The 14,696-nt window shown below is 64.5% G+C and carries 17 protein-coding genes; 13 read left to right on the top strand and 4 right to left on the bottom strand.

All coding sequences use genetic code 11. From position 1 onward, the window contains the following. Positions 1–52 precede the first annotated feature (52 nt). Positions 53–1,216 (top strand): CaiB/BaiF CoA transferase family protein, encoded by a 1,164-nt coding sequence (locus FG95_RS03495; RefSeq protein ID WP_052182046.1) that lies wholly within the window; start codon positions 53–55, stop codon positions 1,214–1,216. 4 nt (positions 1,217–1,220) lie between these two features. Beyond that, positions 1,221–1,925, top strand: coding sequence for a glutathione S-transferase family protein (locus tag FG95_RS03490; RefSeq protein WP_037554001.1), 705 nt, complete (start codon positions 1,221–1,223; stop codon positions 1,923–1,925). A 6-nt stretch (positions 1,926–1,931) separates the two neighbouring features. Here FG95_RS03490 and FG95_RS03485 read toward each other — a convergent pair whose 3' ends face one another. Further along, on the bottom strand, positions 1,932–2,822 hold the full coding sequence (locus tag FG95_RS03485) for a LysR family transcriptional regulator (protein ID WP_037554000.1): 891 nt from the start codon (positions 2,820–2,822) through the stop codon (positions 1,932–1,934). A gap of 150 nt (positions 2,823–2,972) precedes the next feature. Between FG95_RS03485 and FG95_RS20890 the strand changes: the two genes are divergently transcribed. Together FG95_RS20890 and FG95_RS20885 are read left to right on the top strand one after the other, a co-directional pair. Beyond that, entirely contained in the window at positions 2,973–3,248 is a 276-nt protein-coding gene (locus FG95_RS20890; protein ID WP_200880140.1) for a hypothetical protein, read from the top strand. Positions 3,249–3,260: 12 nt separating this feature from the next. Further along, positions 3,261–3,626, top strand: coding sequence for an isochorismatase family protein (locus FG95_RS20885; RefSeq protein WP_200880139.1), 366 nt, complete (start codon positions 3,261–3,263; stop codon positions 3,624–3,626). A 63-nt stretch (positions 3,627–3,689) separates the two neighbouring features. Here FG95_RS20885 and FG95_RS03475 read toward each other — a convergent pair whose 3' ends face one another. After that, entirely contained in the window at positions 3,690–4,415 is a 726-nt protein-coding gene (locus tag FG95_RS03475; protein WP_037553999.1) for a glutathione binding-like protein, read from the bottom strand. Next, entirely contained in the window at positions 4,415–4,912 is a 498-nt protein-coding gene (locus FG95_RS03470) for a DUF3237 domain-containing protein (protein ID WP_052182045.1), read from the bottom strand. Before FG95_RS03470 ends, FG95_RS03475 begins: the two co-directional genes overlap by 1 nt. A 123-nt stretch (positions 4,913–5,035) precedes the next feature. On the opposite strand from FG95_RS03470, the gene FG95_RS03465 reads away from it, so the two are divergent. Together FG95_RS03465 and FG95_RS03460 are read left to right on the top strand one after the other, a co-directional pair. After that, on the top strand, positions 5,036–7,303 hold the full coding sequence (locus FG95_RS03465) for a TonB-dependent receptor (RefSeq protein ID WP_037553997.1): 2,268 nt from the start codon (positions 5,036–5,038) through the stop codon (positions 7,301–7,303). 104 nt (positions 7,304–7,407) lie between these two features. Beyond that, positions 7,408–8,118, top strand: a complete 711-nt coding sequence (locus tag FG95_RS03460) for a glutathione S-transferase N-terminal domain-containing protein (protein ID WP_037554055.1) — start codon at positions 7,408–7,410, stop codon at positions 8,116–8,118. Between the two features lie 127 nt (positions 8,119–8,245). Here the strand turns inward: FG95_RS03460 and FG95_RS03455 are convergent, their stop codons facing one another. Continuing rightward, a complete protein-coding gene (locus tag FG95_RS03455) occupies positions 8,246–9,013 on the bottom strand; it encodes an SDR family NAD(P)-dependent oxidoreductase (RefSeq protein ID WP_161786526.1) in 768 nt (255 codons plus the stop codon). 109 nt (positions 9,014–9,122) lie between these two features. Here FG95_RS03455 and FG95_RS03450 point away from each other — a divergent pair, with 109 nt between their 5' ends. From FG95_RS03450 to FG95_RS03420, 7 genes are read left to right on the top strand one after another with little or no spacing between them, the layout of a single operon-like run. Further along, positions 9,123–10,418 (top strand): spinster family MFS transporter, encoded by a 1,296-nt coding sequence (locus FG95_RS03450; RefSeq protein WP_052182044.1) that lies wholly within the window; start codon positions 9,123–9,125, stop codon positions 10,416–10,418. Beyond that, positions 10,415–11,302, top strand: coding sequence for an SDR family NAD(P)-dependent oxidoreductase (locus FG95_RS03445; RefSeq protein WP_052182043.1), 888 nt, complete (start codon positions 10,415–10,417; stop codon positions 11,300–11,302). The genes FG95_RS03450 and FG95_RS03445 overlap by 4 nt, the downstream gene beginning before the upstream one ends. Positions 11,303–11,312: 10 nt before the next feature. Continuing rightward, the gene (locus FG95_RS03440) at positions 11,313–11,708 is read left to right on the top strand and encodes a nuclear transport factor 2 family protein (RefSeq protein ID WP_037553995.1); all 396 of its coding nucleotides are present in this window, start codon (positions 11,313–11,315) and stop codon (positions 11,706–11,708) included. Between the two features lie 10 nt (positions 11,709–11,718). Next, positions 11,719–12,366 (top strand): carboxymuconolactone decarboxylase family protein, encoded by a 648-nt coding sequence (locus FG95_RS03435; RefSeq protein ID WP_037553994.1) that lies wholly within the window; start codon positions 11,719–11,721, stop codon positions 12,364–12,366. Beyond that, positions 12,366–13,295, top strand: a complete 930-nt coding sequence (locus FG95_RS03430; protein WP_037553993.1) for an SMP-30/gluconolactonase/LRE family protein — start codon at positions 12,366–12,368, stop codon at positions 13,293–13,295. The genes FG95_RS03435 and FG95_RS03430 overlap by 1 nt, the downstream gene beginning before the upstream one ends. A gap of 42 nt (positions 13,296–13,337) precedes the next feature. After that, positions 13,338–13,955 carry a glutathione S-transferase family protein gene (locus FG95_RS03425; protein ID WP_037553992.1) on the top strand — a complete coding sequence of 206 codons (618 nt, stop codon included), beginning with the start codon at positions 13,338–13,340 and terminating at the stop codon, positions 13,953–13,955. 11 nt (positions 13,956–13,966) lie between these two features. Further along, the gene (locus FG95_RS03420) at positions 13,967–14,560 is read left to right on the top strand and encodes a VOC family protein (protein ID WP_052182042.1); all 594 of its coding nucleotides are present in this window, start codon (positions 13,967–13,969) and stop codon (positions 14,558–14,560) included. Positions 14,561–14,696: the final 136 nt, after the last annotated feature.

Below are 14,696 nucleotides of genomic sequence, written 5' to 3'. Positions count from 1 at the left end.
GGCCATGGGCGAGGCAGGTCGTTTTATCAGAGTCGGCCGCGAAAGGAATGATATGAGCGATACGGGCAGCGGGGGCGCGCTGGAGGGCATCAGGGTGGTCGAGATGGGTCAGCTCATCGCCGGCCCCTTCTGCGGGCAGCTTCTCGGCGACATGGGCGCTGAAATCGTCAAGCTCGAACCGCCGGTGACCGGCGACCAGATGCGCAACTGGGGCCAGGGCGACAAACCGAGCTGGTGGCGCGTGATCGCGCGCAATAAATATTCTGTCGCGGTCGATTTGCGCTCCGAAGAAGGACAGGCGCTCGCGCGCGAACTGATCGCCAAGGCCGACATATTGATCGAGAATTTCCGCCCCGGTACGCTCGAGAAATGGAACCTCGACCCCGTCGAACTCCGCAAGACGAACCCGGGGCTGATCGTCGTGCGCGTATCGGGCTATGGCCAGACCGGCCCCTATTCGTCGCGCGCGGGCTTCGGCGGCATCGGCGAAGCGATGGGCGGCTGGCGCGGAATCGTCGGCTATCCCGACCTCCCCCCTGCGCGCATGGGCGTGTCGATCGGCGATACGCTCGCCGCGACTTACGGCTGCATGGGCGCGCTCGCCGCGCTTTACCACCGCAGCAAGACCGGCGAAGGCCAGATCGTCGATTCCGCGCTCTACGAGGCGGTGCTGCAGGTGATGGAATCGACCGTGTCGGACTATTCGGCAAGCGGCACCAAGCGGCGGCGCACCGGATCGACGCTCCCCGCGATCGCGCCGTCGAACGTCTACCCGTGCAAGGACGGCGAATATCTGATCGGCGCCAATCAGGACGGCGTCTTCGCAAGGCTCGCCGCCGCGATGGGCCGCCCCGAACTCGCGAGCGACGATCGCTATGCGACGCACCGCGCGCGCGGCGCGCGGCAGGAAGAACTCGACGCGCTGATCGGCGAATGGACGCGGATGCTGACCATCGAGGAACTCGAGACGAGGATGATCGAAGCGAGCGTGCCTGCGGGTCGCATTTTCGACGCCGAAGACATGATGGCCGACCCGCATTTCGCCGCGCGCGAAGCGCTGGTGACGGTGGCCGACGAAGAACTGGGCGAAGTCACGATGCAGGGTGTCTTCCCGAAACTGTCGGCGACGCCGGGCAGCGTGCGTCGCCCTGCCCCGCTCACGGTCGGACAGGATAGCGCCGACGTGCTCAGACGCTGGCTTGGACGGGAGGGCTGACGCGATGATCACCCTCTATGGCGGCCCGACCCCCAATGCGCGCAAGATCGCGATCGCGCTCCTCGAAATGGGGCTCGACTGGCGGCTCGAGTATATCGACATCCTCGCGGGCGACCAGCTGACGCCCGAATTTCTCGCGCTCAACCCGAACAACAAGACGCCGGTGATCGTCGACGAGGACGGACCCGGCGGCGAGCGCTTCGTGCTTTGGGAAACCGGCGCGATCCTCCTCTACCTCGCCGAGAAGAGCGGGCGTTTCCTGCCCGCCGATCCGGTGAAGCGCGCGATCTGCTGGCAATGGCTGATGTTCCAGGTGTCGGGCGTCGGCCCGATGTTCGGGCAGGAGGCGCATTTCACTCACTATGCCAGGGACCGGCACGACTATGCCATCGCGCGCTACAGCCGCGAGGTCGACCGGTTGATGATGGTGCTCGACAAGCGGCTGGGCCAAGCCGAATGGCTCGCGGGCGACGACTATACGATCGCCGACATGGCGACCCTGCCCTATCTGCGCCGCCAGTTGATCGAAAAGGCCGGACGTTTTCCGAACGTCGATCGCTGGGGCGCCGCGATGCTCGAACGCCCCGCGGTCGCAGAGGGGATGACGGTCGGCGTCGCGCGCGCCGAGACGATCGAGGGCGGCCTCACCGGCTTCACCGACGAGCATCGCGCAATCCTGTGGGGCGACCGCCAGCACGCGAAACGCTAGGCGCGGTTATACGGTTCCCGCCAGCGACGGCGTCTGTTCATAATATTCGATGAGCAGGTCGGTGAGTTCGCGTATCTTTCGCGCCGGATGCGGGCTGGGCGGCCGGACGACGTATATGCCCGCCGGCGGCGGAAGATGCCGCGTCATGACCCGCACGAGCGCGCCCGACGCCACATAGTCGTGCGACAGGCCGTCGGGGAGATAGGCGATCCCGAGCCCGGCGACCGCCGCCGCGATCAGCGCCGTCCCGTTGTCCGCCTTGAAACGCCCCTGCGGACGGACCGTCACGACCCTGTCGCCATCGAGGAGCAACCAGCTTTCGGTACCCTGCATCAGCGCCTGATGGGCGACAAGTTCGTCCGGAGTCTCGGGCGCGCCGTGTGCGTCGATATAGGCTGGGCTGGCGAGCAACCGTCCATACATCGGGCCGATGCGGCGCGCGATCAGGTTGGAGTCCTGCAGATAGCCGACACGGATCGCGCAATCGTAACCCTCCGCGATCAGGTCGACGAAGCGATCGGTGTAACAGGTCTGGATATGGAGCCGCGGATGGCGGCAAGCCATTTCGGCGAGCACGGGCGCGAAATGGGTCGGGCCAAAGGTCAGGGGCGCCGAAACCCGCAAGCGCCCGCGCAGCTCGCCCGCGGGAAGAATTGTCTCTCTCGCCACATCGATTTCGGCGCTGGCCCGCGCCGCATGGTCGCGGAAAATGACGCCGGCTTCGGTCAGCGCCGCGCCGCGCGTCGATCGCGCGAGCAATTGGACGCCAAGGTCGGCTTCGAGGCGCGACAGCCGCCGGCTGACGATCGATTTGGAAACGCCCAGCCGACGCGCGGCGGGCGATACACCCCCGGCATCGGCCACTTCCACGAAGGTCCTGAGGTCGTCGATGTCCAATGGATCGTTCCTTATTTCGCGACACAGTGTGCCATTGGACGGCACTACCGCATCAACTTCAGGAACGGCAAGAAGATCGAGCAGGCGCCCGGGCAGACAGCGCGGGCCTGCCGGCACATTGCCTTACTCTATCGACAGCAAGGGATAATCATGACCTTTCGCAACGGCCTCGCGTCGCTTCTTCGCCCCGAAGATTCGGTCCTCGTCCTCATCGATCATCAGCCCTATCAGCTAGCGAACCTGAACAGCCATGATCCGCACGCGGTGGTCAATAATTCGGCCGCGCTCGCGAAAACCGCCAAGGCGTTCGGCGTCCCCACCATCCTGACCAGCGTGGTTGCCGCCCGCGGCGGCCTGATCTTTCCGCAGATCACCGATCTGTTCCCCGATCAGGGTGTGATCGATCGCACCTTCATCAACACCTAGGAAGACCGGAAAGTGGTCGACGCAGTGAAGGCAACGGGCCGCAAGCAGTTGATCATTGCGGGTCTGTGGACCGAAATCTGCGTCGCAATGCCGGTGATCCAGGCGCTCGGCGAAGGCTGGGACGTCACGGTCATCACCGATGCGTCAGGCGGCACGTCGATCGAGGCGCATCAAGTTGCGATCCAGCGCATGATCGCAGCGGGCGCGAACATGATGACGTGGCTCGCGCTCGCGGCGGAATGGCAGCGCGACTGGGCGCGGACCGAACATGCCGCCGAACTGACCGACGTCCTCATCCAGCACGCCGCGGGCAGCGGTATCGCCTATCTGTGGGAGCAGCAGTTGCTCAACACGCCCGTGCCCGGCGGCGCCGGCTGACCCGTTGGTGCCGGGATCGCCGGTCCCGGCACCACCTCTTCGCGCTCCGCGCGCGCCAGTGTCTCAGTCACCTTTCACGGCCGCATGGTTCGCAGCGCCGAACATGTTCGACCATTCCTTCTCGTCGAGCGCCTGGTGCCGGCCGATATATTTCGCCGGCGCCTTCAGCTCCTCGCGCGTCATCGCCCGCGCTACCGCCGGGCGCTCGCGAATCTCTTCGAACCAGCGGCGCATCGCGGGCCAATCGTCGAGTCCCATTCCCATGACGAATGCCGACGCGCGGCCGGGCCAGATCGCCATGTCGGCGATGCTATAGTCGTCGCCCGCGACATAGGCGCTCTTTTCCAGCCGCTTTTCGAGCACGGTGAGGAGGCGCGTGAGCTCCTTCGTATAGCGCTCGGTCGCATAATCCTGCCCCGCCGGGGCGTAGCGGAGGAAATGGCTCGCCTGCCCGCCCATCGGCCCGAGCCCTGCGACCTGCCAGGTCAGCCATGACAGCGTTGCCGCGCGCGCCGCGCCCAACGCGGGCAGGAAGCGCCCGCTTTTCTCGGCCAGATATTGCAGGATCGCGCCCGACTCGAACACCGTCACCGGGTCGCCGCCACCTGCCGGGGCATGATCGACGATTGCGGGCAATTTGTGGTTGGGGTTGATGCGCCCGAACTCGGCGGTCAGTTGGTCGCCCTCGAAAATGTCATAGGGAATGACGCGATAGGGCTCGCGGATTTCCTCAAGCATGATCGCGATCTTCTGCCCGTTCGGGGTCGCCGAATAATGCAGGTCGATCATCACAATATCTCGTGGATCGCATGGCGCACGCCGAAACCGGTGCGTTCGCCGACGCCGACCGCGAGCACGCCGTTGAGCCAGGCATATTTCGCGCTGGCGGTTTCGAACACCGGCGCGATTCGCAGATAGTAGCGTGAGGGGTCGGCATCGGGCACCGCAGGGTCGGCGAAGGTCGCGCGCACATCGTCGGGAATGATGTTGCGGCCGGTGTAGCTCAGATAAATGAGGTCGCCGTCATCGGTCTGCCACACCGCGCGCGCATCGAAGGTGCCGACCGACGCATCCTCGCCGAGCCGCCCGCTGCGCGACCAGTTGCCGCCACCCGGCAAGACTATCCCATTGATCCGGGACCCGAAAAAACGGCCGCCGCTGATATAGCCCAATCGCTGGTCGCCGAACGGCGATGCGCCGATTCCGATGATTCCGCCGCCGACTTCGAACTCGACGGTGCAGAGATGGCGCGTTGCGAGCGCCGCTTGCGAGTTTTCTTCGTTCATGATGCGAGTCCTCTTCCTGCCTATGGACAATCATAAAACCATTAGTATACTAAGGGTCAATCAGATTGACGGATCGGAAGGCTTTCCGGGACCGGCAGCGATCAGCTCTATGGGAGGGTGACAATGAAGGCTCGCAACCAGTTTCTACTGTCCGGCGTCGCGGGAATCGCGATGCTCGCGGGTGCCGCACCGGCATTCGCGCAGGCGGCGCCCGCCGACGCGGCGACCGTCGATGCGTCGGACGTCGACGACAGCAACATCAACGAAATCATCGTCACCGCGCAGAAGCGCGAGCAGAGCCTGCAGGACGTGCCGATTTCGATGGAGGTCGTCAGCGGCGCCAAGCTCGCCGAGTTCAACACGAGCGACATCAAGGCGGTAATGAATTACACGCCGAACGTCTTCGTCCAGTCGACCGCCGGCAACGACGTCATCTATATCCGCGGCTTCGGTTCGCCGCCGGCGAACTTCGCCTTCGACCAGTCGGTCTCGCTCTATGTCGACGGTATCTATGCCGGCCGCAACCGTCAGGCGCAGGCCCCCTTCTTCGACCTCGAACGCGTCGAGGTGCTGCGCGGCCCGCAGGGCGCCCTGTTCGGCAAGAACACCGCCGCGGGAGCGGTCAGCGTCGTGTCGGCGGGGCCGACGAAGGATTTCGAGGGCGCGATCACCGGCCTTTACAATTTCGACCATAAGGGCACCGACTTTTCGGGCTATCTGTCAGGACCGATCACCGACACCCTCGGCGCGCGCTTCGCGTACAAGATCGTCAACCAGGACGGCTATATCTATAACCGCGCAAAGGATCACGACGACCCCGAGATCAAGTCGCAGCTGCTGCGCCTGACGCTGAAGTGGGAACCGTCGGACAATTTCGACTACACGGCGAAGGTCGAATATGGAAAGCGGACGGTCATCGGCGGCATCACCGTGTCCAGCCCGCTGACGAGCGGACAGGATCCGCAGACGAACCGCTATCTCGAACGCTCGGCGCTCGGCGACGAAGGCAACAAGAACAAGTCGGTGATGATCTCGGGCGTCGGCAATCTCGCGCTCGGCGATTTCACGCTGACCTCGGTCACCGGTTACAGCTGGTTCAAGTCGAAGATCGTCAACGGCTTCGACCAGACGATCCCGAACAGCGGCGGGGCGGTTGTTCCCAACTCGGTGTATAATGCCTTCCCCGAACGTTTCGACCAATTTTCGCAGGAAATCCGTATCCTGTCGCCGACCGGTCGAACCTTCGAGTTCATCGCGGGCGCCTATTACGACAAGTCGAACTACACGCTCGAGCAATATCAGGGCTTCAACATCGCGGCGCTCAACTATTTCGGCCGCATCGACAGCCTGTTCAAGCAGAAGGCCGAATCCTGGTCGGTGTTCGGCCAGGCGACGGTCAACATCAGCGACGCGTTCCGTGCGATCGGCAGCCTGCGCTACAGCCATACCAAAAAGGACGGCGATTTCGCCTCGCGGCTGGTCTACGGCCCCTTCCCGATCCGCCCGATTTCAAGCGCCACGGGGTCGATCAGCGAAGGCAATTTCGATCCGTCGGTGACGCTGCAATATGATATCGCGCCGCGCGTCATGGTCTATGCGACGTGGGGCCGCGGGTCGAAATCGGGCGGCTTCGTATCGAACACGCTTGGCACCGTAGACAGCACCTTCACCTTCGAACCCGAACGGTCGGAGAATTTCGAGGCGGGCGTCAAATCGACGCTGTTCGACGGCAAGGTCGTTGCGAACGTCTCTGCCTATCACACCAAATTCAAGGATTTGCAGGTTTCGGTCTATCGGCCCGAAACGTCGAGCTATCTGACCGGCAACGCCGCCAGCGCCACGTCGAAGGGCATCGAGGGATCGCTCAGCATCTTCCCAATCCCCAATTTCGACATCAGCGCCTCGGCCGCCTATTCGGATATCAAATATGACGATTATCCGGGCGCAGCTTGTCTCGCCATCCAGGTGACCGACGGCACCTGCAATCCCGCCGACCCGGTCAGCATCGAGAACAATAATCTCGCCGGATTTCCCGTCGCCTATTCTTCGAAATGGACCGGCAGCGTCACCGCGCACGCCCGCTTCGACATGTCCGATGATCTGAAGCTCGACATCACCGGCGTTGCCGCGGGCCGGTCGAAATATTTCAACTCGGACAATCAGAGCCCGGTGTTCGGGGTGCAGAACGGTTATGTGAAGCTCGACCTGCGCGTTCAGCTCGCCGATCAGGACGACCGCTGGCACGTCGCGCTCGTCGGCAAGAATCTGACGAACCAGAAGACGATTGGCAGCGCCTTCAACCTGCCGGCACCGATCACCGCAACGCCGCGCGCGATCCTCTACCTCGAACCTACGCGCAACATTTCGGTCGAGGCGGGGATCAAGTTCTAGGTTCGGATTCGACGATGTCCCAGGGATCGGCCGCGGCCAAAGCTTTTCCTAGACCGGGAAGCGGCGGCCGCGGTCGTGACCTGTTTAAACAGGTGAACCGCGGCATGATCGACGTCTATTTCACCCCCACGCCGAATGGCCACAAGATCTCGATCATGCTCGAAGAGGTGGGGCTGCCGCACCAGCTTCTCGCGATGAACATGCTCGAAGGCGATCATCTGACCCCCGAATATCGCCGCATCAATCCCAATGGGCGCCTGCCCGCGATCGTCGACCATGATCCGATCGGCGGCGGCGCACCGCTGCCGGTGTTCGAGAGCGGGGCGATCCTGCTTTACCTTGCCGAGAAGAGCGGGCAGTTGCTTCCGGCCGACCCGCGCCGCCGCAGCCAGGCGCAGCAATGGCTGATGTGGCAGATGGCGAGCTTCGGCCCGATGCAGGGACAGGCGCACCACTTCATCCGCTATGCGCCCGAGGGGCAGGCCTATCCGGTCGAACGCTATCGGGGCGAGACGCTCCGCCTGCTCCACGTCCTCAACGGGCGGGTCGCCGAGACCGACTATCTCGCCGAAGAATATTCGATCGCCGACATCGCGTGCTGGCCGTGGACGCGCGCGATCCGCGCAATCGGGCTGACGCTCGACGATTATCCCGCCGTCGCCGACTGGTTCGCGCGCATCGGCGAACGGCCGGCGGTGATCGCCGGGACCGACGTCAAAAATGCCGCCAACCTGTCGAGCGCCCGCCCGGTGCTGACCGAGGAGCAATGGTCGAATTTGTTCGGGAAGAATATGCTGGAAGCGCCGACGCGCTGATCCCTTCTCCCCTCCCGCTTGCGGGAGGGGTTGGGGGTGGGCCAGCAACGGCGCGGTGATGCCCACCCCGCTGCGAACAGCGAGCAAGCTCGCAACTCTCGCTGCCCCTCCCGCCTGCGGGAGGGGATCAAATGCTGTCGGCGTGGCCCCACTGATATTCGACCTTGCCCTCCAGCCGCCGCACCGCGACCCAGTCGCCACCCGCAAGGCTGTCGTCCCCGATCAGCGCCATGACGCCCCCGGCGATATCCTCGGGCGCGCACGCTTCGTTGTTCGCCAGCACAGTCTTCATCCATTCGGACTTCCCGCCCGCGCCGGTCGTGTCGAGGATCGGCGTATCGACCAGCCCCGGCAGCATGCCCGCGACGCGCACATTGCACTCCTCCTTCAAAGGCGCGCAGCAGCGCGTGAACATCATCACCGCCGCCTTGGTCGTCGCGTACATCGCGTCGTAAAAGCCGGTGCCGAGCGCGACGGTCGACACGGTATTGATAATCACCCCGCCCCCGCGCGCCTTCATCTTCCGCACCGCGATCTGCGTCGCGGCGACAAGCGAAGTGATGTTGACATCGATGATCCAGCGGATGCGCGCGGCATCGACATCGGGGAATTGCGGCAGGCCCGACACGACCCCGGCGTTGTTGTGCAATATATCGACGTCGCCATGCGCCTCAAACCAGGCTTCGACCGCGGGGACGTCGGAAAGGTCCAGAACATGGATTGTTACCCGCGCGCCCTTTGACGCGACGAGCCGCGCGGTTTCGGCGAGCGCATCTTCCTTGACGTCGACGAGCCCGATTTCCGCCGCGCCACGCTCCGCCAGCATCACCGCGGTCGCGCGGCCGATGCCGCCTGCCGAGCCCGTGACGATCGCGCTCTTGCCCTTGATATCCATGACCTTCTCTCCCGTCGATTTTGCCATTACCGTAAAGCACATTGACAGATAAACTTAAATATCTAAGTATTTTTCGACCGAGAAGACTCGTGCGTTTTTGGGGAGAGTTATGACCGAGGCCACCGCCTTCAGTGCAGGCACCGCAGCGCCGGGCAACGGCCATGCGCTCCGCCGCAACGTCGCGCTCGCGATGCTGTTCGTCGTCGGAACGATCAACTTCGTCGATCGTCAGCTCCTCTCGGTGCTCGTCGAGCCGATCCGCGCCGAAATGAATTTCAGCGACACGCAATTCGGGCTGCTCACCGGCTTTGCCTTCGCCCTCTTCTATGCCGCGGCGGGCGTGCCGGTGGCGATGATCGCCGACCGCTGGAACCGGGTGAAGCTCATCGGCATCGCCTGCGTCGTATGGAGCGGCTTCACCGCAGCGTGCGGGATGGTCTCGAATTTCTGGCAACTGGCCTTGATGCGCTTCGGCGTCGGCGCGGGCGAAGCCGGCGGAACGGCGCCATCGCTTTCGGTGATTGCGGATTATTATCCGCCCGCGCGGCGGCCGCTCGCGATCGGCCTGTTCACGCTCAACGGCCCGTTCGGGGTTTTTGTGGGCGCAACCTTCGGCGCATGGGCGGCCGCGAATATCGGCTGGCGCAACGCCTTCATCGTCATCGGGATCGTCGGTATCCTCGTCGCGCCACTTTTGATCTGGCTCGTTCGCGAACCCGCGCGCGGGGCGATGGACGCGCACAAGCCCGCCGACGAAGCCCTGCCCTTCAGCCAGAGCCTCGCGATGTTCATCCGCCGTCCGTCGCTCCGCATGGTGATGATCGGCAGCGGGCTCGCCGCCTTTGTGAGCTATGGCATGCTCAACTGGATCCCCGCCTTCCTGATGCGGACGCAGAAGATGCCGTTGGAAGCCATGGCGACCTATTTCGGTCCGGCCGCGGGCATCACCTTCGGCATCGGCATCCTCGGCGGCGGCTGGCTCGTCAGCCACCGCGCGAAAGTGTCGGCGCGTGCCTACGGCACCATCCCCGCGCTCGCGACCGCGGTGCTGATCCCGACCTTCATCGCGGCGCTTCTCGTCGATAGCTGGCAGGTCTCGCTCGCGCTGATGCTGATTCCGATGGCGGCATGCACCGCCTATGTCGCCCCCGCGCTCGCGCTCGTGCAGAACCTCACCCCGCCGCGCAGCCGCGCGACCGCCGCCGCCGTACTGATGCTGATGTTCAACATCATCGGCCTCGGGCTCGGCCCGCTGTTCGCGGGGATCGTCAGCGACACGCTGAAACCCGATTATGGCGACGAAAGTCTCCGTTGGGCATTGATGGCACTGATGCCCTTCGCCGCCGCCGCGGGTCTCGCCCAGTATCGCATGACGCGCTATCTCGAAAAGGATTTCGCCGAATGACCGACGTCGCGGGAAAGACCGCCTTCATCACCGGCGGCGCGAGCGGGCTCGGGCTTGCGACCGCCAAGGCGCTCGCCGCGAAGGGCGCCTCGGTAATCCTCGCCGATATCGACGGCGCCGGCGCCGAAGCGGCCGCATCCACGCTGCGCGGCGAAGGCGCCAACGCGCTCGGCCTCCAGCTCGACGTCACCAGCGAAGAGAGCTGGGCCGAAGCCGGCGCGAAGGCGCGCGACTTCGCCCCCGTCCGCATCCTGTTCAGCAACGCCGGAGTCGGCGGCGGATCGGGGCCGTTCGAACAGTATGACACCAACGTCTGGCGCTGGAACTATGCGGTCAACGCGCATGCGCATCTCTATGCCTGCCGCACCTTCCTCGGTGAGATGAAGGCGAGCGGCGAGCCGAGCCACCTCGTCATCACCTCGTCGATGGTCGCGATCGTGCCGCCCCCGATCTCGGTCGCCTATATCAGCTCGAAATATGCGACGCTCGGAATCGCGATGGCGCTGCGCAACGAACTCGCTGAAACCTGCGTCGACGTTTCGGTGCTGATGCCCGGCATGTCGGCGACGCGGATCGTCGAGACGACGCGCGAGCTGCGCCCCGTCGAGGTCGAGGTCGGCAAGGCCGCCGCGACGAGCCAGGCGATGCAGGGCGTGCTCGCTGGCGGCATGTCGCCTGACAGGATCGGCGCGCGGGTGGTCGAGGCGATCGAAGCCGGCGATTACTGGATTTTCACCCATCCCGAATGGAAGGCGATGGCCGAACTGGTGACGCAGGACATGCTGTCCGCCTTCGGCCCTTCGGCCGACCCGGCGTACGAGGGCGACGATATCGACGGGCTGATCGCGGCCAATGGCGGCCGCATGTTCGGCGCCAAGGTTTAAGGAGAGCATCATGGCAGAGCAGGACGACATCCGCGCAATGGCGCAGCGTTTCTTCGACGCGATCGAGGCGGGCGACATCGAGACGATGCAGAGCAGCTTCACCCCCGACGCCGAAATCTGGCACAATACCGACGAGCTGATCGTCACCCCCGCGCAGACCGCGCAGACGCTGACCGGTATGGTCGCGCGGATCAAGGACCGCGAATATGCCGACCGCCAGCTCACCACCTTCCCCGGCGGCTTCGTCCAGCAGCATGTGCTCAAGGGCAAGCGCGTCCACGACGACGGCGCCGTCCGCCTCCCCTGCGCGATCATCTGCAAAGTCGAAAATGGCAAAATCACGCGGCTCGACGAATATTTCGACAGCGCGCATGTCGCCGAATTCCGCAAATTTGCGAACGCCTGAGGAGTCAGTCATGCCCGTGTTGCGCCAAGTTCCCCGCTCGGAAGTCACCGACGAGACCGTCCTCGCCTATTACAACCGCCTGTTCGGCGACCGCGACCCCGTCGCCGAGCCCGGCACCGCGACCGGCACGCCCGGCGACTGGTGGACAGTGTTCGCGCTGTCGCCCGACATCTTCGAGCATGCGGTCAAAGGCTTCGCCGTCTATCGTAACCCAGCGCGCACGATCGACCCGGTGCTGCGCGAGCTCGGCCAGACCCGCGCCGGCTGGGTCAAGGGAAGCCAGTTCGTCTTTTCGCAGCATTGCAAGTCGCTCCGCGGCCTCGGCGTCAGCGAGGAGAAGATCGCCGCCATCGCACACTGGCAGGTCGCCGACTGCTATGACGAGCAGGAACGCACCGTGCTCGCCTATGCCGATTGCCTCGCACAGGCCGGCGGACGCGTGCCGCTCGAGGTGTTCGACAAGCTCAAGACCTTCTGGAACGACGAGCAGATTTTCGAATTCACCTACATCACCTGCCTCTACGACATGCACGCGGTGATCACGCGCGCGCTACGCATGGAATATGACGCGCGCGAAGATCCGATCGTCGAGATCGCGGCACCCGAAGGCTTCAGCGCCGCCGACTTCCTCAGCGCGCCGCGCCCCGCAAACGGGTGATGGGCGACTACGGGCCCGCCGAAGTCGTCGCGACAGGCCTTCGCTTTCCCGAAGGTCCGGTGCCGATGGCCGACGGCTCAGTGCTGCTTGTCGAGATCGCGCGCGGCACGCTGACCCGCGTCGCACGCGACGGGACGCTGTCGGTCGCCGCCGAACTCGGCGGCGGGCCGAACGGGCTCGCGATCGGCCCCGACGGCGCCGCCTATATCTGCAACAATGGCGGGTTCGAGTGGATCGAGGCGGGTTCCCTCCTCTTCCCCGGCCATGCCGCGAATGCCGAACCTTGCGGATCGATCCAGCGCGTCGACCTGACCACCGGTGCGGTGACGACGCTCTACGACAGCTTTGAGGGCGAGCGGCTGAAGGGGCCGAACGATATCGTCTTCGACGCCGATGGCGGCTTCTGGTTCACCGATCATGGACAGGTTCGTGCCAGCGGCCGCGACCACGGCGCCATCTATTACGCCGCCGCCGATGGATCGCGGATCAGCCGCCAGCGCGCCGACATGATGGGACCGAACGGCATCGGCCTCTCGTCCGATGGCAAGACGCTCTATGTGAGCGAGACGATGACCGCGCGCGTCTGGGCGATCGGCATCGTCGCGCCGGGCGAACTCACACCCCCGCCGCCATGGTCGCCCGGCCGTTTCGTCGGCACGCCGCCCGCCTTTCGCCTGCTCGACAGCCTCGCGGTCGAGAAAAGCGGACGCATCTGCGTCGGCACGATGGTCGAGGGCGGGATCACGGTTTTCGACCCCGACGACGGTGGTTCGGAATTCCTGCCGCTCCCCGACGTCGGCATCACCAATATCGCCTTCGGCGGCGCCGACCGGCGCGATGCCTATATTACAGCGTCGACCACCGGCACGCTCTATCGCGTCCGCTGGCCGCGACCCGGGCTAGAACTTGCAAACCGTCAACTTAATTGACGGTTGTGCCGAAAAATGATAAGACTCGCGTGAGAGGACAGGATGAAATTCTATAATAGCGTCGGCCCCAACCCGCGCGTCGTGAAGCTGTTCATGGCCGAAAAGGGTATCGAGATCCCCGAGGTCACAATCGACCTGCGCGGCGGCGAGAACCGGCGCGCGCCCTATAATGTCGATGTGAACCCCGCCGGGCAGACGCCCGCGCTCGAACTCGACGACGGCAGCACCCTCTGCGAGATCACCGCGATCTGCGAATATCTCGACGAGAAATATCCCGGGCCCACGCTGATCGGTTCGACGGCGGAAGAACGCGCCAACACGCGCATGTGGACGCGGCGCATCGACCTCAAGATTTGCGAGCCGCTGACCAACGGCTTCCGCTTCGCCGAAGGGCTGCCGCTGTTCGAGGCGCGGCTGCGCTGCCTTCCCGAAGCGGCCGAAGGGCTGAAAGCGACCGCGCAGGACGGGATAAGCTGGCTCGACGCACAGATCGCGGGGTGCGAATTTATCGCAGGCGATGCCTTCACACTCGCCGACATCATGCTGTTCGCTTTCCTCGATTTCGGCGCGTCGGTCGGTCAGCCGATCGACCCCGCCAACACGAATATTCTCGGCTGGTACGAGCGGATGAAAAGCCGCCCCAGCGCCACCGCAAACTAAGGAGACGGATCATGGCTGCAACCAATAGCGAATTCGAATTCTGCGGGGTCAACCACCTCGCGCTCGTGTGCAAGGATATGGCGAAGACGGTCGAATTCTATCGCGACAAGCTTGGCATGCCGCTCACCAAGACGATCGACCTGCCCGGCGGGCGCGGCCAGCATTTCTTTTTTGACATCGGCAACGGCGACAGCCTCGCCTTCTTCTGGTTCCCCGACGCGCCCGAAGCGGTCCCCGGCATTTCGGCCCCCGCCGCGCTGCCGACGCGCGGCAGCTTCGTGTCCGCGCACGGATCGATGAACCATATCGCGATCAACGTCCGCGCCGACAAATTCGACGATTATTACAACCGTCTGATCGAAAAGGGCATCGAGGTGACGCCAGTGCTGAACCACGACGACAGCCCGACGCAATCCTCGGCCGAAATGCACCCCGGCGTCTTCGTGCGCTCGGTCTATTTCTTCGACCCCGACGGCGTCTGCCTCGAATTCGCGGCGTGGACCAAGACCTTCGACGAACGCGACGTCGCGCACGACCCGGTCCAAGCCGACGGCACCAAGCGCGAAGGCTTTATCGTCGGCCGCGCGCCGGTGCCCGCCGAATAAAAGATTCCCGAAGACACCACTGGGAACTCCTCCTGGACCCGGCCTGTGGCCGGGTTCTTTTTAGGGGTGGTGATCGGCAGCTTTCGACCGAATGCGGACGTTAAATATGTGATCCCCGGCGAAAGCCGGGGCCCAG

The sequence above is a fragment of the Sphingopyxis sp. LC363 genome (assembly GCF_000756385.1).
Taxonomy (GTDB): Bacteria; Pseudomonadota; Alphaproteobacteria; order Sphingomonadales; family Sphingomonadaceae; genus Sphingopyxis.
The sequence above is the reverse complement of the archived record's forward strand: the minus strand, read 5'-3'. Positions and strand labels throughout refer to the sequence as shown.

Coding starts and splice junctions, on each gene's coding strand:
- FG95_RS03490 (WP_037554001.1), top strand. CDS start 1,221: ATGATCACCCTCTATGGCGGCCCGACCCCCAATGCGCGCAAGATCGCG.
- FG95_RS03470 (WP_052182045.1), bottom strand. CDS start 4,912: ATGAACGAAGAAAACTCGCAAGCGGCGCTCGCAACGCGCCATCTCTGC.
- FG95_RS03465 (WP_037553997.1), top strand. CDS start 5,036: ATGAAGGCTCGCAACCAGTTTCTACTGTCCGGCGTCGCGGGAATCGCG.
- FG95_RS03445 (WP_052182043.1), top strand. CDS start 10,415: ATGACCGACGTCGCGGGAAAGACCGCCTTCATCACCGGCGGCGCGAGC.
- FG95_RS03475 (WP_037553999.1), bottom strand. CDS start 4,415: ATGATCGACCTGCATTATTCGGCGACCCCGAACGGGCAGAAGATCGCG.
- FG95_RS03430 (WP_037553993.1), top strand. CDS start 12,366: ATGGGCGACTACGGGCCCGCCGAAGTCGTCGCGACAGGCCTTCGCTTT.
- FG95_RS20890 (WP_200880140.1), top strand. CDS start 2,973: ATGACCTTTCGCAACGGCCTCGCGTCGCTTCTTCGCCCCGAAGATTCG.
- FG95_RS03420 (WP_052182042.1), top strand. CDS start 13,967: ATGGCTGCAACCAATAGCGAATTCGAATTCTGCGGGGTCAACCACCTC.
- FG95_RS03455 (WP_161786526.1), bottom strand. CDS start 9,013: ATGGATATCAAGGGCAAGAGCGCGATCGTCACGGGCTCGGCAGGCGGC.
- FG95_RS03495 (WP_052182046.1), top strand. CDS start 53: ATGAGCGATACGGGCAGCGGGGGCGCGCTGGAGGGCATCAGGGTGGTC.
- FG95_RS03435 (WP_037553994.1), top strand. CDS start 11,719: ATGCCCGTGTTGCGCCAAGTTCCCCGCTCGGAAGTCACCGACGAGACC.
- FG95_RS03440 (WP_037553995.1), top strand. CDS start 11,313: ATGGCAGAGCAGGACGACATCCGCGCAATGGCGCAGCGTTTCTTCGAC.
- FG95_RS03450 (WP_052182044.1), top strand. CDS start 9,123: ATGACCGAGGCCACCGCCTTCAGTGCAGGCACCGCAGCGCCGGGCAAC.
- FG95_RS03460 (WP_037554055.1), top strand. CDS start 7,408: ATGATCGACGTCTATTTCACCCCCACGCCGAATGGCCACAAGATCTCG.
- FG95_RS03425 (WP_037553992.1), top strand. CDS start 13,338: ATGAAATTCTATAATAGCGTCGGCCCCAACCCGCGCGTCGTGAAGCTG.